Source organism: Candidatus Polarisedimenticolaceae bacterium, from assembly GCA_036275915.1.
GTDB lineage: Bacteria > Acidobacteriota > Polarisedimenticolia > Polarisedimenticolales > DASRJG01 > DASRJG01.
On the sequence record DASUCV010000009.1, the window covers coordinates 100,622 to 125,831 of the forward strand.

General features: G+C 68.8%; 19 protein-coding genes. 7 read left to right on the plus strand and 12 right to left on the minus strand.

Annotated elements, in window-relative coordinates:
• Position 1 precedes the first annotated feature (1 nt).
• Entirely contained in the window at positions 2 to 1,180 is a 1,179-nt protein-coding gene (argG, locus tag VFV19_07470; protein HEX4824137.1) for an argininosuccinate synthase, read from the minus strand.
• A 106-nt stretch (positions 1,181 to 1,286) separates the two neighbouring features.
• On the opposite strand from argG, the gene VFV19_07475 reads away from it, so the two are divergent.
• Positions 1,287 to 2,480, plus strand: coding sequence for a hypothetical protein (locus tag VFV19_07475; GenBank protein HEX4824138.1), 1,194 nt, complete (start codon positions 1,287 to 1,289; stop codon positions 2,478 to 2,480).
• Positions 2,477 to 3,172, plus strand: a complete 696-nt coding sequence (locus VFV19_07480; protein ID HEX4824139.1) for an ABC transporter ATP-binding protein — start codon at positions 2,477 to 2,479, stop codon at positions 3,170 to 3,172. The genes VFV19_07475 and VFV19_07480 overlap by 4 nt, the downstream gene beginning before the upstream one ends.
• Here VFV19_07480 and VFV19_07485 read toward each other — a convergent pair.
• The 6 genes from VFV19_07485 to VFV19_07510 form a co-directional block, all read right to left on the minus strand.
• Entirely contained in the window at positions 3,166 to 3,759 is a 594-nt protein-coding gene (locus VFV19_07485) for a hypothetical protein (protein ID HEX4824140.1), read from the minus strand. The genes VFV19_07480 and VFV19_07485 overlap by 7 nt on opposite strands.
• A gap of 127 nt (positions 3,760 to 3,886) precedes the next feature.
• Positions 3,887 to 5,323 (minus strand): hypothetical protein, encoded by a 1,437-nt coding sequence (locus VFV19_07490; protein HEX4824141.1) that lies wholly within the window; start codon positions 5,321 to 5,323, stop codon positions 3,887 to 3,889.
• A 136-nt stretch (positions 5,324 to 5,459) separates the two neighbouring features.
• Entirely contained in the window at positions 5,460 to 5,738 is a 279-nt protein-coding gene (locus tag VFV19_07495; GenBank protein HEX4824142.1) for an STAS domain-containing protein, read from the minus strand.
• A gap of 40 nt (positions 5,739 to 5,778) precedes the next feature.
• Entirely contained in the window at positions 5,779 to 7,869 is a 2,091-nt protein-coding gene (locus VFV19_07500; GenBank protein ID HEX4824143.1) for a sigma 54-interacting transcriptional regulator, read from the minus strand.
• Positions 7,870 to 8,025: 156 nt separating this feature from the next.
• Positions 8,026 to 8,418, minus strand: a complete 393-nt coding sequence (locus VFV19_07505; GenBank protein HEX4824144.1) for a hypothetical protein — start codon at positions 8,416 to 8,418, stop codon at positions 8,026 to 8,028.
• A 137-nt stretch (positions 8,419 to 8,555) separates the two neighbouring features.
• Positions 8,556 to 10,178, minus strand: a complete 1,623-nt coding sequence (locus VFV19_07510; GenBank protein ID HEX4824145.1) for an arylsulfatase — start codon at positions 10,176 to 10,178, stop codon at positions 8,556 to 8,558.
• A gap of 117 nt (positions 10,179 to 10,295) precedes the next feature.
• On the opposite strand from VFV19_07510, the gene VFV19_07515 reads away from it, so the two are divergent.
• The 4 genes from VFV19_07515 to VFV19_07530 all read left to right on the plus strand — a co-directional run bounded on the left by VFV19_07515 (position 10,296) and on the right by VFV19_07530 (position 14,385).
• Positions 10,296 to 11,429 carry a sulfite oxidase gene (locus VFV19_07515; GenBank protein HEX4824146.1) on the plus strand — a complete coding sequence of 378 codons (1,134 nt, stop codon included), beginning with the start codon at positions 10,296 to 10,298 and terminating at the stop codon, positions 11,427 to 11,429.
• A complete protein-coding gene (locus VFV19_07520; protein HEX4824147.1) occupies positions 11,426 to 12,025 on the plus strand; it encodes a c-type cytochrome in 600 nt (199 codons plus the stop codon). The genes VFV19_07515 and VFV19_07520 overlap by 4 nt, the downstream gene beginning before the upstream one ends.
• Positions 12,026 to 12,113: 88 nt before the next feature.
• Positions 12,114 to 13,571: an amidohydrolase family protein gene (locus VFV19_07525; protein ID HEX4824148.1), complete on the plus strand. Its 1,458-nt coding sequence runs from the start codon at positions 12,114 to 12,116 to the stop codon at positions 13,569 to 13,571.
• Entirely contained in the window at positions 13,558 to 14,385 is an 828-nt protein-coding gene (locus VFV19_07530) for a hypothetical protein (GenBank protein HEX4824149.1), read from the plus strand. Before VFV19_07525 ends, VFV19_07530 begins: the two co-directional genes overlap by 14 nt.
• Here VFV19_07530 and VFV19_07535 read toward each other — a convergent pair.
• Entirely contained in the window at positions 14,382 to 17,012 is a 2,631-nt protein-coding gene (locus VFV19_07535) for a protein kinase (protein HEX4824150.1), read from the minus strand. The two genes, VFV19_07530 and VFV19_07535, sit on opposite strands and share 4 nt — an antisense overlap.
• Before the next feature lie 35 nt (positions 17,013 to 17,047).
• Here VFV19_07535 and VFV19_07540 point away from each other — a divergent pair, with 35 nt between their 5' ends.
• Positions 17,048 to 17,467 carry a GFA family protein gene (locus VFV19_07540; protein ID HEX4824151.1) on the plus strand — a complete coding sequence of 140 codons (420 nt, stop codon included), beginning with the start codon at positions 17,048 to 17,050 and terminating at the stop codon, positions 17,465 to 17,467.
• Between the two features lies 1 nt (position 17,468).
• Here VFV19_07540 and VFV19_07545 read toward each other — a convergent pair whose 3' ends face one another.
• From VFV19_07545 to VFV19_07560, 4 genes are read right to left on the minus strand one after another with little or no spacing between them, the layout of a single operon-like run.
• Positions 17,469 to 21,032: an FG-GAP-like repeat-containing protein gene (locus VFV19_07545; GenBank protein ID HEX4824152.1), complete on the minus strand. Its 3,564-nt coding sequence runs from the start codon at positions 21,030 to 21,032 to the stop codon at positions 17,469 to 17,471.
• Positions 21,033 to 21,057: 25 nt separating this feature from the next.
• Positions 21,058 to 24,600 carry a VCBS repeat-containing protein gene (locus VFV19_07550; protein ID HEX4824153.1) on the minus strand — a complete coding sequence of 1,181 codons (3,543 nt, stop codon included), beginning with the start codon at positions 24,598 to 24,600 and terminating at the stop codon, positions 21,058 to 21,060.
• Positions 24,601 to 24,619: 19 nt separating this feature from the next.
• A complete protein-coding gene (locus tag VFV19_07555; GenBank protein HEX4824154.1) occupies positions 24,620 to 24,832 on the minus strand; it encodes a hypothetical protein in 213 nt (70 codons plus the stop codon).
• On the minus strand, positions 24,829 to 25,209 hold the full coding sequence (locus VFV19_07560; GenBank protein ID HEX4824155.1) for a response regulator: 381 nt from the start codon (positions 25,207 to 25,209) through the stop codon (positions 24,829 to 24,831). Before VFV19_07560 ends, VFV19_07555 begins: the two co-directional genes overlap by 4 nt.
• Position 25,210 lies beyond the last annotated feature (1 nt).

The following is a 25,210-nucleotide window of genomic DNA, read 5'->3' on the forward strand; positions in this document are numbered from 1 at the left end:
GTTACGACCGGCGTGCGGCGAGGAGGTCGGGAACGGCGGAGATCCGCGCGAACGCGCGCGCCTCCTCGCCGCTCCAGAGGTGCGGCTCTTCTCCGTACACGGCGATCTCGGGAGCGAAGAGCGAGTGCGGGCTCCGCGCCCCGGTGACGAGGAAGCGCCCCGTGTCCAGCCGCACCCGCGTCTCGCCGTCGACCGCGCGCTGGGAGCTGTCGATCAGAGTCTCGATGTCGCGAAGGGCCGGGTCGAACCAGTGGCCCTCGTGGAGACGATCGCCGTAGAAGCGGCCGAGGTGGTCCTTCCAGAACGCCTGCCACCGCGTGAGGACGAGCTTCTCGAGCTCGCGATGCGCCGCGACGAGGACGAGCGCCGCTCCGGCCTCGAACCCGATCCGGCCCTTGATCCCGAGGGCGGTCTCGCCGATGTGGATCCCGCGGCCGATGCCGTGGGCGGCGCAGCGCTCCGCGAGGCGGCGGACCAGCTCGGGCTCCCAGAGCGCCTCACCGTCGAGCGAGACGGGGACGCCGCGCGTCCAGCCGATGATCGCGTCCTCGGGGCCGGGTGCGTCGGGCGGGGCCGAGAGCCAATCCTCCGGCGGCCCCTCCCACGCGTCGTGCGTCCATCCGCCGCCGTAGGTCGCCCCCCAGAGGCCGCGGTTGATGGAGTACGCCGCCGACGGCGCCGGCACCGGGAGGCCGCGCTCGACGAGGTAGCGCGTCGCGGCCTCGCGCGTGAGCGAGACGTCCCGCACCGGCGTCACGACCCGCATCTCGGGTGCGAGCACCCGGAACGCGACGTCGAACCGCACCTGGTCGTTTCCCGCGCCGGTCGAGCCGTGCGCGAGCGACGCCGCCCCGATCTCCCGCGCCCGCTCGACGACCGAGATCGCCTGCTGCGTGCGCTCGGCCGCGACGGAGAGCGGGTAGACCTCGCCGCGGAGGACGTTGCCGCGGATGAGCACGCGCACGAACCGGCGGAAGACCGCATCGCGGGCGTCGATCGCGTGGTGCGCCTCCGCTCCGAGCGCCTCCGACCGCTTCGCGATCTCGTCGCGCTCGCTCTCGTCGACGCCGCCGGTGTCGACGTACACGGTGTGGACGACGAAGCCGTCCTCGCGCAGGCGCGCGACGCAGTAGCTGGTGTCGAGACCCCCGCTGAACGCCAAGGCGACGATGTTTTGCATAACGCATAGTTATGCATACTCGCGCGGCGCGCGCAAGACCCTCTACGATTCAGGGTTCGGCGAGGGTTCAGAGTTCAGAACCATTACCGTCCTAGAATCGGTGGCGATGCGACCGATCGTTGCCCTGGTCTCGTTCCACGCGGCGTCCGGGGCGCGCGTTGCGATGCGGGCGGCCGTCCCGCTTGCCGGCGCGATCACCGTCACCATCGGGCTGACCCCGAACCCGTACGGCAGCCTTCGTGCGATCGTCGCCGAAACGGCGGCGCCTCGCGCGTCGGTGAGCTTCGACGTGGCGGCGGCTGCGCTCGCGTTCTCGCTCGCGGCGTGGGCGGCGCCGCGACTCACCTCGGGCGCTGAAGGATGGATGGCGTCGCTGCCGGCTGGCGCCGCGTCGAGGCGCCGCGCACTCGTCCTCGGCATCGCCCTGGCCCAGGCGCCGCTCGTGACGGCCGTCGCCGGGTTCTCCCTCTTTGGCGGCTTCAGCGTAGCGCGGATCGTGACTCTCGTCCTCGTCACGATCGGCACCGCCTACGCCGTTCTCCCGCGGCGCCGGCTCCTCGTCGCACCGCTGGCGGCGGCGGGAGCGATCGCGTCGTTCTCGAGCCTCGCCGCCGGCGCAGCGCTCGTCATCGCCGCCGATCTCGTCGCGGGGCGCGAGACGCGATCGCGCGCCCGCGCCCGCCGCACCGTCGGGATCGCGTCGGCGTGGCGCCTCGCGTGGCGCGCGACCGCGAGAGCGATGCCCGAGGTGTGGGCGCTCGCGGGAGTGCCGCTCCTCGTCGCGCTCCTCTTCACGAGGAACAACACGCTCGTGCCCGAGGCGGCGGCGCGCGCTTCGCGGCTCGGCGCGGCGGCGGCGATCGTCGTGAGCCTGTCCGCCCTTGCCGGCCGTCTCGCCATGGCGCGCCCGCCCTGGCGGTGGGCGCGCTCCCTCCCGTGGACCTCGAGGCACCGGATCGTCGACGACGCGGTCTATCTCGGCGCCGTCGCGGTGCCGATCGTCCTCGTCGCGGCATTCGCGGCGCCGCTCCCGGCGACCCTCGCCGCTCTGGCGCTTCCTGCCGCGGCGATCCGCGCGGCCGGGGCGATTCGTCGCGGCCGGCTCTCCTCGTTCTTCCTGGAGGGGATGCTCGGCGCCATGACGTTCGCGCTTCTCCCCTGGGTCGTCGTGCTCGCCGCCGCGGCAACGCCGTGGCTCCTCGCGGTCGCCGCGCGGGATGAGGCGCGACTTCCCGTGAGCCGTTTCGTGCCGCTCGCGCATCAGGCGGGCGGCGATCCCGCGTCGTGGAGCGGACGGTGATCGTCCTCGACGGCGTCCGCTTCGGGTACGACCGTGCGGCTCCCGTGATCGCGGTCACCGGACGGCTGGAGATCGAACCCGGGCTCACGCTTCTCCTGGGGCCGAACGGAACCGGCAAGAGCACGTTCCTGCGGCTCATCGCAGGGGTCGAGCATCCCGATGCGGGAACGATCGCGATCGGTGGGATCGATCTCTGGAAGGACGAGGCGGCGGCCCGGCGCACGCTGGCCTACGTCCCGGAGCAGCCCGAGCTGACGCCGTTCGCGAGCGTCCTCGAGGTCCTGCGCCTCGTCGCACGCCTTCGCGGCGAGCCCGCGAGCGCAGCCGGCGCGGCCCTCGAGCGCGCGGGTCTCGGCGCGCTTGCGCGCCGCTCGATCCGCGAGATGTCGATGGGCCAGAGGCGCCGCGCCATCCTCGCCGCTGCGTGGATCGGCTCGCCGCGCGTCGTCCTCCTCGACGAGCCGCTCGAGGGAATGGATCGCGACACCCAGGACGCGATCCTCGCCTGGGTGCGCGATCTCGATGCAACCGGCGCCACCGTCGTCGTCGCGACGCACGACCTCGACCCGTTCGTGGCGACGGCACGAAGCGCGATCGCGTTCGCCGGCCCGGAGCCGGGCGTCGTCGCCTTGCCGGCGGACGGCGAGCCGAAGCGCCGCGCGCTCGAGGCGCTCGCTCGTTCCCCTCAGTAACCGCCGCCGCCTCCGGTCGCGACCCCGCGCAGGGTGGCGCTCACGCCGTCGAACGTGACCGCGCCGATCGGAGTGCGCGTCGAGCTGAGCGCCTCGGGCCGTTCGTTCCCGATCCCGACGAGCGTGAGGCTCGTGGCACCGGGTCCCGTGAGGTCGAACGACAGCTCGATGACGACCGCCGACGCGCCGGGGATCCCGTTGCCCGGCCCGCCTCCCTGCGTGTCGACCCTGACCGCGACGACGGACGGATCCGACGCGCCGTCGACGTCGATCGCGATCGTCTGCCCGGCCCCCGCGACGAGCGCCGTCTGGCGGTACATCGTCTGCGGCGCGAACCGGGCGATGCTCGTCTCGCCGATGCGAACGCCGAAGGCGAATCCGGCGAGGTCGAGCGCGGGCTCGGGGCCGTAGATGACGGCGTCGACGACGACCCTCCCGCCCGAACCCGACTTGCGCACGAGCTTGACGAGCCCGGGCGACGGTGCCGTCGCGCTGGCGGTGAACTGACCGGAGATCATCGTCGTACCACCACCGCAACCGACGAGTGTCGAGGCGAGGAGCAGAGTCGCTGGCAGAACGTGTCTCATGACGAAACTCCTTTCTCTCAGGCAAGGCTGGGGGGACGGACGCCCGGCACCACGGAGAGGCCCGCGGGGAGATCGGGGTGGGTTGGCTCCCTTCGGGCCAAGCCGGAACGGCGTCCCCCCATGGGGTTCAGCGATCATCCGAATCACGGCCGTCGGAGACGGGCACCTCGGGAACGACCGGGTGCACGGATCCGTTGAGGATCCAGGCGCGCTGGCTCGGCGCGAATCGCGGCGCCAGCAGGCCGTCGTTGATCTCGCGCGTCACCGCGAAGCGATCGAAGCTCGTCGCCGGGAGGAAGAGGCGTGCGTTGTCCTCGAAGCCGTCGCTCGCGGAGTCGACGTCCCCCTCGACCGCGGAGATGACGCCGTCGCCGTTCTGATCGACGCGCGCCACCTCGGCCGCGTAGGCGTCGAACAGACGCTGCGGGAACGTGACGCCGGGCTCGAACGACGCCGGCCTCTCGTACACGTCGAGGAGGATCTCGTGGGCGAGCCCGCTCGGGATGAAGCGATTGCGGAACTCGCGTTGATTGTCGGCGTCACCGTCGAACTTGTCGGGATCGCGCGGGAGCGCCGGGTCGTCGCCGTAGCGGACCGGATCGTTGCGCACGCCGGAGGGCCCGGACCCGGGCACGACGTCCCGCAGGTCGGCGAGCCGCCCGGACTCGAACGTGCCGGGAATCCCGCCGGTGAACGGCAGCTCGTAGAGCGGGAAGACCCAGTTCGTCGTGTAGTTGAACTCCCAGTAGGAGTGAACGTCGCTCTGCTGGAGCGCGTTGTAGGCGCCCATGCTCAAGAAGATCGGCACGAGGTTGCTCTGGACGTCCGGGAAGTGGTCGGTCTCTGCGGGGAAGTGCACGTCCTTGCCGTCGCTCGTGAAGAGGACCCCTGCCGTTCCGTCGTGTCCGACGCCCATCGCCGCGAGGAGCGCCGCGTCCGCCGGGAGGATCGTCCCGAAACGCGCGTGACCGTCGGCACGCGCGGTTCCGGTCGGGGCGACGGTGAGGTCGTGGATCATCCACCCTTCGTACCAGCCGCTCTCGTTGTTGATCACGAAGAGCGGGTCGATGTCGGTGAAGAGGTCGATGAACGCCCGCGGATCGCTCGGGTCGGTCGGCAGGCCGGGCTTCGGCTCGAGGACGAGGCGGACGGCTCCGATCGTCGGGATGCCGCAGTCGGCGCCGGTCGCGGTGAGCATGACCTGGTCGTTGACGCCGGGGAAGATCGTCGTGAAGACGTTCGGCTCGAAGCCGTGAGTGTCGAGAAGGTAGTACTGGAAGAGGCGGCTCGGCTGCCCCGACTCCGCGAACACCTGGAGCGGTACGGCGGTGTGAGGCCGCCCCGCGAGCCGCACGAGCTGTTGTTTGAGCGGGGTCGGCAGTAGCCTCACATCAGTCCTGCTCGCGATCTGGACCATGTCGGTGATCGCGTGCGGGTTGGGGTGGCACGGGGCGGGGATCGTGTCGGTCGCGAGCCGCACCGGCGTCGTCGCCGACGCCGCATCGCTCGCCGCGGCCGCGACGACCGCAGCCGCGAGCGCGATCGCTTTCACCATCTTGAACATCGGAGCCTCCTTTGCGCCCGCTTCCGTAGCGCGCGCGCTTCATCGAATCGCAGGAGGCGTGCCAGGGGATCGAGCGCGCCGTCCGGATGGAATCGCGTCGCGTGTTCCCAGCGGCTGGCAATTTGCCGGCTGGCCGTCAGGCGGTCCTGATCCCCTCGGCCGCGAGGATGCTCGCGACGATCTCCGAGCATCCGGTGATCGTGACGCCGGCCCGGTCGAGCCGCGAGAGCGCTTCGAGCCCTGCGCGATCGACCACCGAGACTCCGGAAAGGTCGAGAACGACGGTGTCCGCGGCCGCGAGCGCCGCCCGGCCCTCGTCCTCGACGAGCGCCGCGAACGACGCGATCAGTCGTCCTTCGGCCTTGAGCCTCACGCCCGGAGACGGATTGGGGTCGCGCGAGATCCGGAGCAGCATGACGAGCACCTCGCTCGTCCTTCAGGCACGGTCCGTGCCATCACGCGCGACGGATGTCCCTCGCCGCCGCCGTCTTGCGCACGATCCCGAGACGCTGCATGCGGCCCTCGAGGGTGGTGCGCTTCAGGCCGAGGATCTTGGCGGCGCCGCGCTCGCCACTGACCCGCCAGCCGGTCTCCTCGAGCACCGAGAGGACATGATCCCGCTCGACGTCCTCCAAGGTGCGAGGGCGCCGGCTCGCCGGTGCCACGGCAGCGGCGATCGCGATGTCGCCGGGCTCGATGCGGCCGCGCGACGAGAGGATGACCGCCCGCTCGATGACGTTCTGGAGCTCGCGGACGTTACCGGGCCAGCGGTAGGCGGTCAGGCGCGCGAGGACGGCGTCGCTCGGCGCACCGACCGTTTTCCCCATCTTCGCCGCGTAGAGCATGACGAAGTGGCGTGCCAGGCGCGGCACGTCGTCCATCCGCTCGCGCAGCGGCGGAATGTGGATCGGGAAAACGTCGAGCCGGTAGAAGAGATCGGCACGGAACTTCCCCTCGGCCACGGCGAGGTCCAGATCGCGGTTCGTCGCGGCGACGAGGCGGACGTCGACCTTGATCGTCCGGGTGCCGCCGACGCGCTCGAACTCCCCGTCCTGGAGGACCCGCAGCAGCTTGGCCTGGAGATCGAGCGGAAGGTCGCCGATCTCATCGAGGAACAGCGTCCCGCCGTGCGCCAGCTCGAACCGCCCGAGCTTGCGCTGGAGCGCGCCGGTGAACGCACCTTTCTCGTGCCCGAACAGCTCGCTCTCGATGACACCGGCGGGGAGCGCGGCGCAGTTGACCTTGACGAGGATCTTCTCGCTGCGCCGGCTCGCCTCGTGGAGCACGCGGACGATCATCTCCTTGCCGGTCCCGGTCTCGCCGGTCACGAGGACGGTCGAGTCCGTCTCCGCGACCTTCCGGACACCGGCGAGCACGCCTGCGATCGCGCGCGACGCGCCGACGACGTCGCCGAACGACGATTCGGCCTTCGCCTCCTCCTGGAGATAGAGTTTCTCTTCCTCGAGACGCGCCTTGAGCGCCGCGATCTGCTCGTACGCGAGGAGGTTCTCGAGCGCGAGCGCGATCTGCTCGCCGATCGCGAAGAGGAGCGACGCATCGGCCTCGGTGTAGCGTCCTCGCGTCTTGCTTCCCGCGTTCAGCGTTCCGATGATCTTCCCTTTGACGGCGAGCGGGACGGAGACCGCCGAGAGGATCCCTTCTTGGACGAGCCGCTCGTGCTCGAAGAACACCGGTGGCTTGCGGAGGTCGTCGGTGAGGAGCGGCTTGCCGTGATCGACGATCCACCCGGCCCGGCTGCCGGCATGGGGCCACTCGGTCCCGAGCGGGATGATCGGCGGCGTCGGGACCGTCCCGGCGACGCCGAGCACCGTGAACACATCGCGCACGGGATCCCTCAGGACGAGCGCCGCGCGATCGAACGGGATCACCCTCGCGAGCGCCGCCGCGGCGGCCTCGAACAGCGAGTTGCGATCGAGGCAGGTCACGACGGCGTTGTTGACGTCGAGCAGGACGCGGAGACGCTCGGTGCGCGCCTCGACGAGCGTCTTGAGTCCCGCGCTGACGCCGCTCAGCTCGCCGGCGAGCCGGCGCAGCTCGATCTCGGACAAGGTGGAGGCGGCGAGCACCTCGAGAAGAGCGACCTCGCCGTCGGTCCACCGGCGCGGCGCATGATCGACGACACAGAACGATCCGAGCGCGTGCCCCTCCGACGTGATGAGCGGGATCCCGGCGTACGCAATGATCCCGTGCGCGACGACCGCCGGGTTCGCCTTGAGAATGGGATGCTCCCGCGCGTCCTCGACGAGGAGCGGACGTCTCGACTCCACCGCGTGCTTGCAGAACGAGTGCGACAGCGGCGTCTCGCGCGCGAGGGCGAGCGGCTCGGCGAGGCCGCGCTGACTCTTGAAGAACTGGCGATGATCGTCGACGAGCGAGACGTACGCGACGGGGACGTGCAAGAGCGTCGTCGCGAGCGAGGTCAGGCGGTCAAATGCGGCCTCCGGGGGCGAGTCGAGGAGACACGTGCGGCGGAGCGCGTCGAGTCGTGCCGGGTCGAGAATGGCGTCGAGTTCACTGTCGGCCACGCGGTCACCTTCCTACCCCCTGCACCTCTAAGTACACGTCATCATGACGATCGTTGGCGACCCCGCAAGGTCGCCGGCGAGGTTCGGGGACACCGGAAGGAAGGTGTGGCCGGCCGTCCCCCGCAAGCGGACGGATCCGGCCACCGAGCGGTCCATTCAGCGCGCCTCCGTCGCCCTCGGCAGGACGACCGCGGCGGACGCCGTTCGAGCCGGCTCGCTGAGATCGAGATCGAGACGCGCATGCGCGAGGACCAGGCGGACGATCTCCTCTTTCCCCGCCGCATTCGTCCTGGAATGGACCTCGTCGCGCGTCACCGGCACCACGATCGCGGTCGCCTTGCAGGCCGCGGTCGCGAGCACTCTGTGATCGCGCAGGATCTCGATCGCGTCGAGCGCCCGGCTCATCTGAAACCGGTACTCGCCGGGGGCGAGCAGAACGCCATTGAGCACGAAGGGGTCATGGAGCAGGAGCAGGTCGGGCGGGGCGGCGAGCGCCGCGGGAGCGAGCGCCCCGGCGACCAAGAGTGCGAGGGTCAGCGAGCGTTTCATGGCGGGCCTCCTTGTGGGTTGCACTGCGTCGTCGCAACGCAATCGCAGAAGGCGTGCCAGGCGGGTCATAGCGAGGCGGCGCGCTTTCAGTCTGTGCGCTGCCGGCATCTTGGGAAGATGCCGGCAGCATGGCGCCGTCAGTTGCTGCTTCCGTGCGGGTTCTCCATCTTCTTCATCACCTCTTCGATCGCCTTCTTCATGCTCAAAGTGTCCGCCCCCTGGCTGGGCGGGAAGTCGACGAGGCTCTTGAGGTGCGCCGCGAGGAACGGGCCCGCCGCCGTCGGGGCCCACAGCTTCTGGGCGACGAACTTCCGCCCGACGTACTGCCACTCCTCGGAGTCCGGCGTCATCCGCTCCATGGGGTCCATGAGGAGGTTCACGACGTACGGCACGCTGGGATAAGCCTTCTCGTCGAACCACGACCCGTGATGCTTGACACCGATGTGCAGCTTCCAACCATCGACGCGGACCGCCATCAGATCGGTCTCGTCGTAGTAGAAGATCTCGTGTCGCGCCGACTTGTCGGTCTTTCCGGTCCACAGAGGCAGGTTGTCGTAACCGTCCAGATGGACCTTGTAGGTCGTCGCGCCGAGCTTCTTGCCGGTCAGCAGCTCGTCCTTCAGACTCGGCAGTCCGGCCGCCGACGCCAGCGTCAGGAACAGGTCCTCATGGTTCTGGATGCCGTTCGAGACGCTCCCCGCTTTGATCTTGCCCGGCCAGCTCACGAGGCACGGAACACGGACGCCGCCTTCCCAGGTCGTCCCCTTCTCACCGCGAAACGGCGCATAGCCGCCGTCGGGCCAGAGCAAGAGCTCGTAGCCGTTGTCGGTCGTGTAGACGACGATCGTGTTGTCGGCGACGCCGAGCTGCTTCAGCTTGTCGAGGAGCTGGCCGACTTGCTCGTCGTGCTCGATCATCTTCGCCCGCACCACGTCTTGCTCGGCGCGCCCCTCGTCGACCGCCTTCTGGAGGTACTTCTCTTGCGGGTGCGACCAGATGTGGATCGCCGTCGTGTTGAACCAGCAGAAGAACGGCTTGTCTCCCTTGCCGTTCTTGTCGAGCCACTTGAGCGTCTCCGCCGTGACCTCGGCGTCGAACGTCTCCATCCGCTTGCGGGTCAGAGGCCCGGTATCCTGGATGCGCTGCTTGCCGACCTTGCCGAACTTCGGGTCGACCGTGGGATCGTCGGTGTCGGTCGCCCACGTGTGGAGGGCGCCGCGGGGGCCGAACCTCTTCGTGTACTCCGGATTCTTCTGACCCGGGTAGTCGAGCTCTTCCGGCTCTTCTTCCGCATTCAGGTGGTAAAGGTTGCCGAACCACTCGTCGAAGCCGTGGACCGTCGGCAGGAACTCGTTCCGGTCGCCGAGATGGTTCTTGCCGAACTGCGCGGTCGCGTACCCTTGCGCCTTCAAGACCTCGGCGAGCGTCGGATCCGACTTCTGGATCCCGCGCGTCGAGCCGGGGATGCCGATCGTCGTCATTCCCGTGCGGATCGGGAGCTGGCCCGTGATGAATGCGGCACGGCCCGCCGTGCAGCTCGGCTGCCCGTAGTGATCGGTGAACAGCATCCCCTCGTTCGCGATGCGGTCGATGTTGGGCGTCTTCCCCATCATCCCGTGCGTGTAGGCGCCGACGTTCCACATGCCGATGTCGTCGCCGAAGATGACGAGGATGTTCGGCTTCTTGGCTTGCGCGTGCGCGTTACCGATCGCGAGCGCGACGCACCATGCGATGAAGAGATCTCTCTTGCTGCTCCGCATGCGGCCCCCTCCTCCACCCCCAGATGTGGTCACAGCATACGCGGGGAGCCGCGGAGGGCGGGTGTTAAATCATGGACACGCCCCGACGGGCCCCGGGGGCCGTTGTAGAGTCCGCGCATGATCCGCCGCCGGCAGTTCCTGGAAACGAGCACGCTCGCCGCGCTCGGGACGATGCTCGCAGGCTCGACCCGTGCCTTCGCGGCGTCGGAGCCGGCGCACGACCTGATCGTGCGCAGCCTTCTCCCCGAGAATCTTGAGACGCCGATCGCGTGGTTCGACCGGCTCGTCATCCCGAACGACGTCTTCTTCGTGCGGAGCCACTTCGGTGTCCCGCGCGTCGGCGCCGCCCACACATTGCGCGTCGAGGGAACGAAGCCGCTCGATCTGACGCCGGCCGATCTCGCCGCGATGCCGCAGACGACCGTCGTCGCGGTCCTCCAATGCGCCGGCAACGGCCGCTCGCTGATCGAGCCGCGCGTTCCGGGGGTGCAGTGGGGCCACGGCGCGATGGGCCAGGCGTCGTGGACGGGTGTGCGCCTCAAAGAGATCCTCGACCGTGCGGGCGTTCCCGCCGACGCCAAGCACGTCCAGCTCGAAGGCGCGGACGCCCAGCCGAAGCCCACGACGCCCGCCTTCCACCGCTCCATCCCCCTCGATCGGGCGCTCGATGTGACGACGCTCGTCGCGCTCAAGATGAACGGCGAGCCTCTCTCGCACGCGCACGGCGCCCCGTTCCGCCTCGTCGTCCCGGGGTGGGCCGGCGATCATTGGATGAAGTGGCTGCGCACGATCCGGCCCCAGGCCGCCGAGGCGGCCGGCTTCTACATGCAGACCGGCTACAAGATGCCCAAGTCGCCGGTCGAGCCCGGCGCCGCCGTGAAGCCCGAGGACATGGCCTCGCTCACCACCTTCCCCGTGAAGTCGGTCATCGCGCGACCGGCCGACGGCGGGAAGGCGCCGCGCGGCACGCAGGAGGTCGCGGGTGTCGCCTTCTCGGGGCTCGCGCCGATCGCCGGAGTGGCCGTCTCGACGGACGGCGGATCGACGTGGCAGACCGCGAGCCTCGAAGGCGAGGCCGGGGTCGGCCGGTGGCAGGTCTTCCGCTACGGGTTCAAGGCCTCACCCGGCAACGCGCAGGCGATGGCGCGCGCGATCGATGCGAAGGGGAACACGCAGCCCGAGAAGCTCTCGTGGAATCCGAGCGGCTACTTCTGGAACGCGTGGCACCGCGTGCAGTGGGAGGTCGTGTGAGGGCGGCGATCGTCGCGATCGCACTCGTCCTGACCGGCGCGTGCACGGCTCCTCCTCAGCAGGTGCAGCACGTGCCCGAATCCCATCCCGTCGACACCGCGTTTCTCAAGAACGATTGCGTTGCCTGCCACACCGCCGACCTCGTCGCGCAGCAGCGCCTGACCGACAAGCAGTGGCCGAAGAGCGTCGACAAGATGCGCGGGTGGGGCGCTCCGACCGAGGACGACGAGGTTCAACCGCTCCTGGCGGGACTCCTCGGAGTCGCCTCGCGCGACGCCGGTCCTTACGTGCCGAAGACGATCTCGGCTCACGAGGCGGCGCAGCTCTTCACGACCGCGCCCGACGGCAAGCTCGGCGGCGGCGACGTCAAGAAGGGTCGCGACCTCTACGCCGACCGCTGCTCCCCCTGTCATGCCGACGACGCGCGCGGCGGCACGATGGGCGTCGCCCTCGCGGGGCGGCACGTGCTCGACCGCGCGCCCGACTTCGCCCGAGCGATCCGCGCCGGCCGTGGGCGCATGCCTGAGTATCCCGAGACAACCGACGCCGAGATCGCGGACATGATCGCGTACCTGAGGTCGATCAAGGCGCCGTGAGCGCCGGCGCCGCCGCGGCCCTCGTCGTGCTCGGGCGGGCCGCGAACGAGTCGATCCGAGGCATCATGAAGACGAGAGGACGCCGACCATGAAAATGCTCGCCATCTTTGCCGTGTCGATCGTGCTGTCCACCTGCGCCTTGGCGGCGGATCTCGCCGAAGGCCTCAAGCCGTACGTCAAGGTCCAGGCGAAGCGCGTCGTGCTCGCGCACGTGCGCGTCATCGACGGCACCGGCAAGCCCGCGATCGACGACCGCAACGTCACGATCGAGAACGGGAAGATCGCATCGATCGCACCGGGTGCCGACCTCGCGTCATCGAGCGACACGACGGTGCTCGACATGAAGGGCAAGACCGTGCTCCCCGGCCTCGTCGGAATGCACGATCACATGTACTACGTCGCGCGACCGAACCTCGACGCGACCGGACACTCCGAAGACCCGCTCGTCGTGCCGCAGATGACCTTCTCGGCGCCGCGCCTCTACCTGGCGAACGGCGTGACGACGATCCGCACGACGGGCAGCGTCGAAGGGTTCGCCGACATCAACCTGCGCGACCTCATCGACGCGGGGCAGCTCCTCGGTCCGCACATGGACGTCACTGCACCCTATCTGCAGGGGAAGAGCACGCTCTTCATGCAGATGTATCAATTGAAGGACGCCGACGACGCGCGCCGCTTCGTCGATTTCTGGGCCGACGCCGGCGCCACGAGCTTCAAGGCGTACATGCACATCACGCGCGCCGAGCTGAAGGCTGCCGCGGACGAGGCCCACAAGAGGCACCTCAAGATCACCGGCCACCTCTGCTCGGTGACCTATCCCGAAGCGATCGAGGCCGGCATCGACGACCTCGAGCACGGCTTCATGGTCAACACCGACGGCGCCACGGACAAGAAGCCCGACGAGTGCCCGATCGCCCATTCCGACGCCTTCATCGACCGCATCGAGCCCGACGGCTCCGAGGCGAAGGCGCTGATCGACAGCCTTGTCGCGCACCACGTCGCGATCACATCCACGATGCCGGTCTTCGAGAACAGGATGCCGAATAGGCCGCCGTTGAACCCCAAGGCGATGGACTCGCTGACGACGGAGGCGAGGACGGCCTACATGTATGCGCGCAATCGCGCCGCGTCGCAGCCCGCAGAGTCCGCCGCGCGCGTCACCCGCAACTTCCAGCGCGGCCTCGCCATGGAGCACGCCTTCGCGAAGGCCGGCGGCCTCCTCCTCGCCGGCTGCGACCCGACCGGCAACGGCGGCACCATCCCCGGCTTCGCCGACCTTCGCGAGGTCGAGCTTCTCGTGGAGGCCGGCTTCACCCCAGCCGAAGCGATCCGCGTGGCGACGCTCAACGGCGCGATCTTCCTCGGCCGCGACAAGACGATCGGCAGCATCGAGGCCGGCAAGGACGCCGACCTCTTCGTCGTCGGCGGCGATCCTTCGACCAAGATCGGGGACATCAACAATGTCGAGATCGTGTTCAAGGACGGCATCGGGTTCGACACGGCGAAGCTGCTCGAGAGCGTGAAGGGACGTTATGGCCAGTATTGATCGTGCTGCCGCCGCGCTCGCCCTCTTGCTGCTAGCCGGCGCCGCCCACGCGCAGACCTTTCCGTTTCTCGGCGACGAAGCCAGGAAGCGCGGCATCGATCTGCCCGAACCGTTCGGCGTCGGGGTCGTCTACTACTACCTCGACCGCTCGATCGACATCCAAGACGTCCGTGTCGGACGCAACGGCAACACGCCGCAGTCGGTCAGCAACTTCGCCGCGTTCGGCGCCCAAGCTCGCGTCAACAACGCGAACCTCAAGTTCGACGTCTGGCTTCTGCCGTTCCTGAACGTCTACGCGATCGCCGGCTACATCTGGAACGAATCGCAAACGACGATCGACGTGACGTTGCCGCCGCTCCTCCCCAACGGGCCGCCGCGGCAGCGCACCCTGACCGTTCCCACATCGATGACCGGCACCGTCGGTGGGATCGGGGTGACGGTCGCCGGAGGCTACGGCCCCTTGTTCTTCGCCGGCGACGTGAACATGGCGCAGGCCAACCTCGGATTCGACGATCGTTTCCACGCCGTCGTGACTTCGGTGCGCGCCGGCTGGAACGGCAAGGCCGGCGGCCGGCCGATCCGCACGTGGATCAACGCCACGTATTGGGACACGTTCGCCAAGGCGACCGGCACCGTTGCCGATCCCGACGGCGGCACGCTCTCGTTCGAGGTCGACCAGGGGCCCGCGCATCCGTGGACGTTCGGTGTCGGCGCAGCGTACGGGGTGAAGAAGTGGCTCGACGTGGCGATCGATGCCGGCGGCGACTTCAACGGCGGCTACTACGTCGCGGTGGTGCCGGTCTTTCGGTTCTAGGGCTTCGCCGACCATCCCTCCACGACATTGATCCTCGTCGGGATCGCGCTCGCGTCGAGCAGATGCACGAGGAGACGCTTGCCGTCGGATGAGACGGAATAGCCGGGCAGCAGGATGCTCCGGCCCGGGGCCGCCTTCATCGCGAAGAGCTTCTTGGCGTCGCCCACGGTGACGGCAGAGCCGGAGGTCGTGACCGGTACTGCGAAGAATGCGTCGCCGCTCCGGAAGTACACCGCTTTGCCGTCGGGCGCCCAGCGCGGACCGTTGCCGCCTTCCGTCGAGACGGGGACGGCCTCGCCGCCATGGAAGGGACGGACGTAGACCTCTTCGCGCCCGCTCTCGTCGGACACGTACGCGACCAGGCGCCCGTCGGGCGAGAATTGGCCGCAGGCTTTGCCGGCGGGCTGTGCGTCGAGAAACGGCGTGACGGTGCCGTCCGGGGCGAGCGTCAGGAGATCGGTCCCGATCCTGCCTTTCGAGCGCTCGGCGAACATGAGGGTTCCGTCGGGAGCGATCGACTGCGGGAACTGGTTGCCCTCGCGCGTGAGCACCTTCTTCGCGGGGCCGCCGCCGGAGGGAACCGAGTAGAGCTCCCAGTCTCCACTGCGGTTCGACGTAAAGAAGATATGAGAGCCGTCGCGCGACCAGACGGGATAGCCGTTGGTGAGCTCGTCGTCGCGATTCAGCCTCAGGCGCGTGCCGCGACGCACGTCCATCGTCCACAAGACATCGTCCTTGTCCTGGAAAGCAATGCGCTGTCCGTCGGGGGACAGGACGGCATCGCTCAGCGAGATCGGCTTGTCGAGGGTGGGCATCGTGCGGCCGTCCAGGTCCACCCAGGTCAGCGTTCCGAGTATCGGGTCTCCGGGGACGTAGACGAGCGTTCCGCTCTCGGAGACGGTGAACCACGAGTCGGACCACGCGATCGGGTAGTAGACGTCATCGAGCACGAACGTTTCGGGATTGAGACGCTGCGGATGCGCGGGATCGAACGCCGCCGAACGAACACCCTGGGGGCCGGACATCAAGAGCCGGCCGTTGGGTGCATAGCGCACCGTTCCGAAGCCGGTCGTGATGCGCGTCCATGCGGCGGACTTCAGGTCGAGGACGACGGAGCCACGCTCGTCGACCTTCGACCCACCCCACTGGGTGAACAGGAGCGTCTTGCCGCCTGGGAGGAAACTCGGACGGCTGTGGGCGTAACCCATGGCACCTCCGTCGGGCTGCGTGAGCTGCTGTGCGGTGCCGCCGCTAGCGGGGACGCGCAGCAGGCCGGCCGACAGCGAAGGTGCGAAGACAACGGTGCCGTCCTCTCCCCACGTGCCTCCCATCGCCTGATTCGAGGCGTCGGCGATCGGCGTAGGCGCACCGCCGGAGACGGCGGCGGTGAGCATCTTGCCGTGCGCAAAGAAGCCGACCCGCGATCCGTCCGGAGAGAAGAAGGGCGCTTGCGCGCCGTCGCTTTCGGGCACGGCGGCGGCCTCGAAGCGATCGAGAGAGCGCAAGTACAGGCGCGCGACGCCGGAGCTGTCGCGCGCCGCGTAGGCGATGAGCCGTCCGTCGCGCGTGATCGCGGGGCCACCGTTCCCGGAGAGGACCTGGCCGGGCGGGAGCGCGATCGAGAGGCTCGTCTTCTGCGGTTTCGCGGCCGGGTGAAGCACTCCCCATCCGAAGGCACCGACGGCCGCCGCAGCGATCGCGGTGACGATGACGATCGGTACGGGTGACGCCTTCTTGGTCGCAACCGGCGTCGTTGCCACCGCTGCGAGCTCCGGCGTCGTGTCCTCGAGAACGAGCCTCGCCTCGCCGATGTCACGGAGGCGCTTCTTCGGGTCGCGCTCGAGGCAGCGCCCGAGGAGACGCTTCACGCGGGATGGAGTGTCCGTCGGCAGCGCGCTCAGCGTGATGTCTTGCCGCAGCACCGACGCGAGCGTGTCGCTGACCGTCTCGCCTTCGAAGAGGTGCTTGCCCATGAGCATCTCGCAAACGACGACGCCGAACGACCAGATGTCGGCGCGCTTATCGACGGCGCGCGCCCGGGCTTGCTCGGGGCTCATGTACGCGGCGGTGCCGAGGATGAGGCCGGCCTCGGTCATCGCGTGCGTCATCGTCGGCGAGTTCATCGAGTCGGTGCTCGACGTGTCCGCCTCGTACGCCTTCGCGAGACCGAAGTCGAGGATCTTCACCGTGCCGTCGCTCGTGATCTTGATGTTCGCCGGCTTGAGGTCCCGGTGGACGATCCCCTTCTCGTGAGCGGATTCCAGGCCTTCGGCGATCTGGCGCGCGATGCCGATCGCCTCGGCGACCGGGATGGGTTCCCGCTTCAGGCGCTGGGCGAGATCTTCGCCGTCGACCAGCTCGAGCACGAGTGCGACGCGGCCGTCGGCCTCTTCGAGCCCGTGAATGAGCGCGATGTTCGGGTGATTGAGCGCAGCGAGGAGTTGCGCCTCGCGCCGGAAGCGCGCGACGCGCTCGGGATCTTGCGTCAGGAGCGCGGGCAGCACCTTGATCGCGACGTCGCGGTTGAGACGCGTGTCGCGGGCGCGGAAGACTTCGCCCATGCCTCCCGCTCCGATCGGAGCGAGGATCTCGAAGGGACCGAGTCGTGAGCCGGGAGACAGCGACATGCCGCGCGGAGTCTATCCCGGAGTAGACTCGAACGATGAACCTCCCTCTGACCGGCGGCTGCGCGTGCGGCGCCGTGCGTTATGAGTGCACCGCGCCGCCGATCGCGATGTTCAACTGCCACTGCCGGACCTGTCAGCAGGTCTCCGGCGCAGTTTCCGTCCCCGTGGTGCTTCTTCCCTCGAATGCGTTCCGCGTGACGAAGGGCGCGTTGCGCTACCACCTCCTCCCGAGCGAGAGAACCGGGCAGCACAAGCGCGGCTTCTGCGCGGACTGCGGCTCGCGCATCACCGGCGGCGAGACCACCGAGCCTCGCGACTGGGTCGGCGTCACCGCGTCGAGCCTCGACGACCCGAGCGTCTTCCGTCCGGCGTTCGACATCTTCGTCTCGAGCGCGCAGCCGTGGGAGCTGCTCGACCCGAAGATCGCCAAGCACGCGAAGTATCCGCCGCGTTAGCTCACGGGCACGGCGCCATTGTCGCGTCCGCCAGGCTCGATCCCCACGTGCCGGTTCCGCAGCTGTTCCTCGCGCGCGACAGGTAGTAGAACAAGCTGTGGAGTTGCGGATCGGCGTAGATGTCGATGAAGCTCGTGCCGCCGCCGGATTCGAGGCACGCGGAGTTCGAGAAGACGGGTGGGTTGTACAGGTATCCCACGACGAGGTCGTAGACCGTCCCCGGCCCGCTCGTGCCGGCCTGGCTCGCCCAGGCGATCGACGTCGGGTGTTGCCCGCTGACGGTGAGCCCCGTTACTCCCGCCGGCGGGTGCCAGACGGTACCGTCGAGGTCGTTGCAGTCGTCGCCGCCGGGACAGCCGGCGACGATGTGGCCGTCGGCGTCAAGATCCTTCGGCGCCGTGCCCGGCTGACACGCCCCGGCCGAGCAGCTCCCCATCGTGCAGGCGTCGCCGTAGTCGCATCGCGCACCGTTCGCGAAGAACGGCAGGTCGAGGGCCACGTTGACGGCTCCCTGTCCCCTGTTGACGACGACGAGGTCCGGGCTGCCGTCGCCGTTCACATCGCGCGCGAGGAGCATCGCCGCCGAGAGCCCGAGATACGTCCCGACCTGCTGCTTTCCGAAGCGCCCGCCTCCGCCGCCGGAGAGGAGCGTGAGCGTGCCGTCGGATCCCGCGATCGCGAGATCGGGACGGCCGTCGCGGCTGAAATCGGCGGCGGCGATGGAGAGCGGGCTCTCATCGAGCGCAATCGGCGAGCCCGGCGCCGGGAAGAACCCGCTGCTCCCTCGGTTCAAGAGGATCGAGACATCGCTCGAGTCGCGGTTCGCGACCGCCAGGTCGAGCGCGCCGTCACCGTCGAAGTCGCCGAGCGCGACCCCCGAGGGCGCCCTTCCGACGCGGAACGGCGAGCCGGTCATCGCGTGAAGTCCTCCCGTGCCGTCGCCGAGCAGAATCGTCACGTCGTTCGAGCCGCCGCCGGTGACGGCGAGATCGACGAAACCGTCGCCGTTCAAGTCGCCGGCGGCGATCGACGTGAGCCCGATGCCGGCGGGTTCCTGCCAAGAGAAGTAGAGCTGGTTCGGCGCGACGTTCAGGAGGATCGAGACGCCGCCGTTCAGCGCCACGGCGAGATCGTCGTGACCGTCGCCGTTGAAGTCGGCGGCGATCATCGCGGAGGCTCCGTTACCGCCGTAGTACGTGGACCCCATCGGGGTGAAACCGAACGGCGAGTAGAGGGTCACGAGACCGGTCTGAGCGTCCGCGACGGCGACCGAGTGAAGGCCGTTCCACGTGAAGTCGCCGGTCGCGACCGCCGAAGGCTCCGGGCCCACGGGAACCGTTACGGTGGACGAGAACGCGCCGCCCCCGAGACCCACCACGAGCTGGAGCGTCCCCGCCGTTCCGCCGACGACCGCGAGATCGGGGATCCCGTCGAAGTTGAGATCGTCCACGGCTGCCGCGACCGGGCCTGAGACCGCCACCGGGGTCGCCGTCGTCGTCGACGACTGCGCGACGCACACCCCGGAGCGGCACGCATCGCCATAGACGCAGGGGTCCCCGTCATTGCAAACCGTGCCGTCGGGCCGCGCGGGGCAGAGGCCGGTCGCGGGATCGCACGTGCCGGCGGCCGAGCACGCGGTCGCGGCGCACACCTTCGGGGTTCCGCCGACGCACGCCCCGGCCTGGCAGCTGTCGCCTTCCGTGCACGCGTTCCCGTCGCTACAGAGTCCCCCGTTCGGAACGATGACGACGCCCGTCGCGACGATCTCGGTCGGAACGCCGCCGACGGTGTGCGTGAGCGTGTAGATCCCCGCCATCGCGGCCGTGACGTTCGAAAGCACCGGGTTCTTCGTGGAAGAGGTAAAGCCGCTCGGACCGGTCCACGTGTACGTGCCGGTCTTCGGACCGCGCGCCGCGAGCTGGAGCGTCCCGCCCGCGCACACCGGACCGTTCGAGACGGCGGTCACCGGCCCCGGGCAGCCCGGGAACTTGAACGCGCCGACGCGCGTGTCCCAGTTGAAGTAGCCGTCCGCCGGCTCGTACTCGCTCGTGTACCAGAACGTGCAATCGTCCGCCGGATCGACCGCCATCATGCTGTAATCGCCCCAACGGAAGTAGCCTTGAGAGCCGGCACCGGCGAAGAGCGTGGCCTCGCCCTGAGGCGTCGTGCCGCGAGGATCCGACACGAGCCGCCCCGCGTAACGAATCTGGGGAGTGAGCGCGCTGCTGGAGAGGCTGTACCCGAGGGCGATGTCACCGGCCTGATCGATCGCCGCGCTTCCCATCCACCGGTACGCGCCGTCGTCGGCCCACTGCGTGCCCTGCTGGAAGACGAACGGCTTCGTGAACGGCGACCGGATCTCGTACCAGCGGACCCCGGTCGTGGAAACGGGTGTCCCGGGTGTCTCGACGGTGTGATTCACCACCAGCGCGTCGTGGTCGCCGAAGTTCCGGTACGCGAGCCGGTACATGAGGCGATCGTCGATGGCGGACAGATCGTCGCCGTTCGGCTGGGGAACGCACGGGTAAGACCCGCAGTGCTGATACCAGGTCGGGACCGGAATGTTCGGCATCGGCACGAACGTCGAGAGTCGCCAGGGATCAACGAAGTCCACGTGGAAATTCCAGGCGAGGAGCGAGGCGCTGTCGCTCGGGTTGATCGCGACGAACGGCATCGGCGCGCCGGGCGGAGGAAGAACGTCCCCGTCGAGGTCCGCCGGCAACAAGCCGGCGGTCTGCACGTCGACGCACACCTGGGTCGCGTAGTGTCCGACGAGCATGCTCGCGCGGTCCAAGGCGCAGACCTTTCCGCCGACGAGGTGATTGGAGCTGTCGAACATGTTGTAGCTGACGTAGTACGCGTCCGGCCACACGCCGAGCTTGGGATAGTCGGGAAGCTGATCGTAGGAGAACGCGTAGCGATACCACTGCCCCATCGGATCCCCCGTCGCCGAGACGGCGACGCACTCGAGGTATCCGGACGTCAGGTGGATCGAGAACTGCGATATCACCCAGCGATTGGCGATCGGATCGTAGAGCACGATGCCGTCGCCGTCGTTGTGGTCGCCGCAATCTGGAACTCCCTGCCAGATTCCGGCCGTGGCGTAGGGGCCGTACAACGGCTTCCCGGACTTGTCGAAGACCTCGAACGAGCTGTTGACGAGCTGGATGTAGTGCTGCGGGCCGACATCACCGTTCGTGTCAGGGGGCATGGCGCCGACGTAGTACCCCGTCCAATCCTGGCCCTGGCCGAGGACGTTCACATTCGTCGAGGGCATGGCCGGTCCGGCCGGTCTCATCTCGTTCCGGTCCGGCTCGGTCCGGCCCGAGGCTCCTGCCGGCGTTCCGGACAGCGGAATCCGTCCGGGTTCGTGCTCGATGTACGGAGCGGGCCTTTCCGGCAGAGGCATGAGCATGAGCGGCGGCGAGATGTCGTGGAACACCTCGCGGCCGACCGTCATGTCGCCGCGCTTCCCCTCGGCCGGCGCCTCGGATTGTCCCCACGAGACCGAGCTCGCCATCAGGGCGAGCGCCAGCGCCAGCGATACGCTAAGAGTGCGTTTCATCTCGAAGCCCCCCACACTGAGCTCGTCACGGACAGGTCGCCATCGTCGCGTCTTCCTGAGCCGATCCCCACGTCCCGGTGCCGCAGCTGTTGCGTCCGCGGGACAGGTACCAGTACGCCTGTCCGGGGGCGGGGTTGGGGCGTGTGTCGGCATAGGAGGTCCCGCCCCCGGACTGCAGGCAGATCGACGCTGCGAAGTTGACCGGCTTCGTGAGCGAGCCGGAGACGAGGTCGTACGCCGCCGTGCCGATCCCCGACTGCGGGTCCCACGAGACGGTCGTCGTCGCCTTGCCGCTCGCGACGAGCCGTCGCATCTCACGCGGTGCATTCCACACGTTGGGATCGTTGTCGTTGCAATCGCTGCCGTTGGGGCAGCCGAGCGGAGTGCGCCCGTCGCCGTCCTGGTCGAGCGGCGTGGTTCCGCCGACACACGTGCCTGCGGAACAGGTGTCGCCGGTGAAACAGGGGTCGGCGTCCTGACAGGCGGTCCCATTCGGGGCGAGCGGAGCGGCGTCCATGAAGGTGTGCACCGCCCCGTCGGCGTGCAGGCCGACGACGAGGTCGGGGTTGCCGTCGAGATTCAGGTCGGCCGCGATCAGTCCTCGCGGGTCGTTGCCGACGAAGCTCGAAAGAGCGAACGGCGCCGCGAACTTGCCGGTGCCGTCCCCGATCAACCCGTCGACCTCTCCATCGGAGTTGCTCAGCACGGCGAGATCGCTCTTCCCGTCGCGGTTTAGGTCGGTGGCCACGATCGACTTCGGGATCGACGTGAGCGCGACCGGAGTGCCCGCCGCCCGCACGAATCCCGAAGAGCCTCTATTGAGCCAAACCGAGACGTCGGACGAGAGCTCGTTCGCCGCTGCGACGTCGAGCATCCCGTCCCCGTCGAAGTCGCCGATCGCGAGGCCGGAAGGCGATCGTCCCGCGCCGAGCGGCGAGCCCATCCCCGGCGCGAATCCTCCTGCTCCGTCGTTCAACAGGACCGTGACGTCACCCGAGCCGCCGTTCGACACGACGATGTCGGGCCGGCCATCGAGGTTCAAGTCCCCCACCGCGACACCCGTCGGCGTGTCGTCGGCGCTCCACGTGCCGAGCACGGAGAGAGACGGCGCGAAGGGAGTCCTGAGAAGAACCGTCACGGCATTCCCCGTCGCGTCGGCGACGGCGAGATCGGTCCAGCCGTCCTGGTTGAAATCGCCGGTGGCCACGGCGACCGGGCCGCTCCCCGCGTAGACCGTTCCCATCGGAGTGAACCCATAGTTGAGGTCGCCGAAGAAGAGCTCCACGAGATTGCTGTCGTGATAGGCCACCGCCACCAGCGTCTGTCCCGGTAGGGCCGGGTCGAGGATCGCGACGCCGACCGGAGAGGCGTCGAGCCCGACGAGGTACCCCAGCGTGTAGAAGGTCCCATCACCCAGTCCGAGGTGGGTCCACACGAGCTGGTCACCCGTGGTGAGGAGATCGGGAACGCCGTCGAAGTTGAGATCGGCGGAGGCAAGGAACGCGACCGACGGCGCGTAGCCCGAGGTTGCGCCGCTCATGGACGGCACCGACACGCAGAGGCCGTCCTGGCAGCTGTCGCCGGTCACGCACGCGTTGCCGTCGTTGCACGTCAGGCCGTCGTGAGCGATCTCTTCGCATCGTCCCGTCGCCGGGTCGCAGGCGCCGGCGGCGCACCCGAACGCCGCGCAGTCGACCGGGCTCCCGCCCACGCACGCTCCCGCTTGGCAGGTGTCGACCCGGGTGCACGCGTTGCCGTCGTCGCACGCTCCGCCGTTCCCGACGACCACGACCGACACCGACTCCGACCCGCACGGAGAGCCGAACGCCGTGCACGAGACGTTGTAGATCCCTGCGTTCGCGGCGGTCGCCGCAATCGCCGGGTTGGCGAGCGACGACGTGAAGCCGTTCGGTCCCGTCCACGCGAACGTGGCGCCCACGGGTCCGGTGACGGAGAGGTGGATCGAGCCGCCGGCGCACGCGGGTCCCGCCGATCGTGCGCGCAGAGGCGGCGGGCAGCCCGGAAGCTTGAACGAGGCGATACGCGTGCTCCACGGCTGACCGGTGACGGTGGTGTACTCCGTCGTGTACCAGAAGGTGCAGTCGTCGGATGGGTCGACCGTCAACATGCTGTAATCGCCCCAGCGGTTGGAGTTCGTCTGCGAGCCGGTACCGTCGACGATCGTCCCCTCACCCTGTGTCATCTGACCCAGCGGATCGTCGGCCAGGCGGCCGGTGTAACGGATCGACGGGTAGACGTCTGGGCTCGAGAGGCTGTAGCCCGCCGCCAGGTTTCCCGCCTGGTCCATGGCGGCGCTTCCGAAGAAGCGATTGGCGTCGTCCGTCCCGAAGATCCCCTCCTGGTACATGACGGGAGTCGTCGCGGGGGATCGGATCTCGAACCAATCGATCTGGGCGTTATCGAACCAAGTCGGAACCCGGACGCTGCGGTTCGCCACGAGGGATTCGTGGTCGCCGAAATTGCGATAAGCGAGCCGGTACATCAGCCAGGAGCCGAGCGTCGACAAACACTGTGTGGTTCCCGGTTGCGCGACGAGATCCAGCGCCGTGGGACGAAGGTCGAGGAACGGCAGCGCAGTGGGGCCGGTCAACGTGCTGCTTCCCGGCGCCGTCCAGTCGACGTGGAACCTGAAGAAGTTGAGCGTGTCGGCGTTGGGCAATGAGAGCTGAAGAATGTAGTTGGGAGACCCCGGCGGTGGGAGAAGACGCCCGTCGAGATCGGAGGGGAGCGGGATGCCGTCGTTCGGCAAATTGAAGCACTGCTGGGTCGCGGCAAGTCCCGCGAGCATCTTGGCCCGGTCCATGGCGCAGACGCTCGTCGGGCTGGTGTCCAGCCCCACGTAGTAGCCGTCCGGCCACACGGCGAGCTTGGGAAAGCCAGGGAACGTATTCGGATACGAGAACGCGTAACGATTCCAGGCGCCGGTCGGATTCGAGCCCTGGGAGACGGCGACGCAGAGAAGGTTGGGGGCGGCGATCTGGGAGAGCACCCAGCGATCGGAGATCTGGTCGTACAGTACGGTCCCTTCGCCGATGTTGTTGATCTCGCAACCTCCGCCGAAGCCGCTCCAGAGCGTGTTCGTAGCCACTGGGCCGAAGACGGTGTTGCCGGTGGCTTTGTCGAAGATCGCGAACGCGGCATTGACGATTTGAACGTAGTGACTCGGCCCGACGTCCCCGGCCGTGTCCGGCGGCAGGCCGTAGGTCACGCTGCCCCCCGGAAACCCGTAGCCGAGGCCGAGCCAGTTCGTTAGGAGCGGAGCCGCGGCTCGGGGAGACGGCGCCTGTGTCATCGTCGACGCTTCCGATTCCCAGGGCGTGATGGCGCTCTCGGAGTCCAGTTCCTTCTCGATCTCGGGTCCAACGTTGTCGAACGGCGAGGGCGCGGCAGGCGGGATGAGCCAGAGCGGAGGCGACGTATCGAAGTGGATCGCCGGCTGGACCTTCGCCCCGAGCAACACCTTCGGCTCCGTCGCTTCCTGAGCCGCGAACGCGGACAACGAGAGCACGAGACCGACCAGAGCCGCCGTCATCGGATGCTGCTTCATGACAATTCCCCCACGCGAATCACGGACATGTCGCCATCGTCGCGTCTTCCCGCGCGGTCCCGAATGTCGCGGTCGCGCAGCTGTTGCGTGCGCGCGCGAGGTACCAAAAGGCCTGGCCGGGGGCGGGGTTGGGGCGTGTGTCGCTGTAGGAGGTCCCGCCGCCCGGCTGCAGGCAAGAGGAGGCTGCGAAGTTGACGATCACCACCAGGGTCGATGCCAGGATCGTTCTCATGGCTCATGCCTCCCCTGCCTCGCCTCGAGCAAACGTCCGAGCTGCAAGAGGTCCCGCTTCGCGACGAACGCCTCCATGCCGGCCTCGCGCGCCGCGCGTTTGACGTCGTCGTGATCGTGGTCGCTGACCGCGATGATTCGCGCCTTCGGGTGGGCCGCGCGCAGGGAGATCGCCGCGGCGATCCCGTCCATCCGCGCCATCCGGAGATCCATGAGCACGAAATCGGGCGCGAATGCCTCGAACGCGGCGATGACCTCGTCGCCGTCCTCGCACTCCTCGATGACCGGGCTCAGAGGCGAGAGGACCTCGCGGATCGTCCGCCGGACACGCGCGTTGTCGTCCACGACGAGGAGGCGGAGCAGCTCGGTCATCATCATG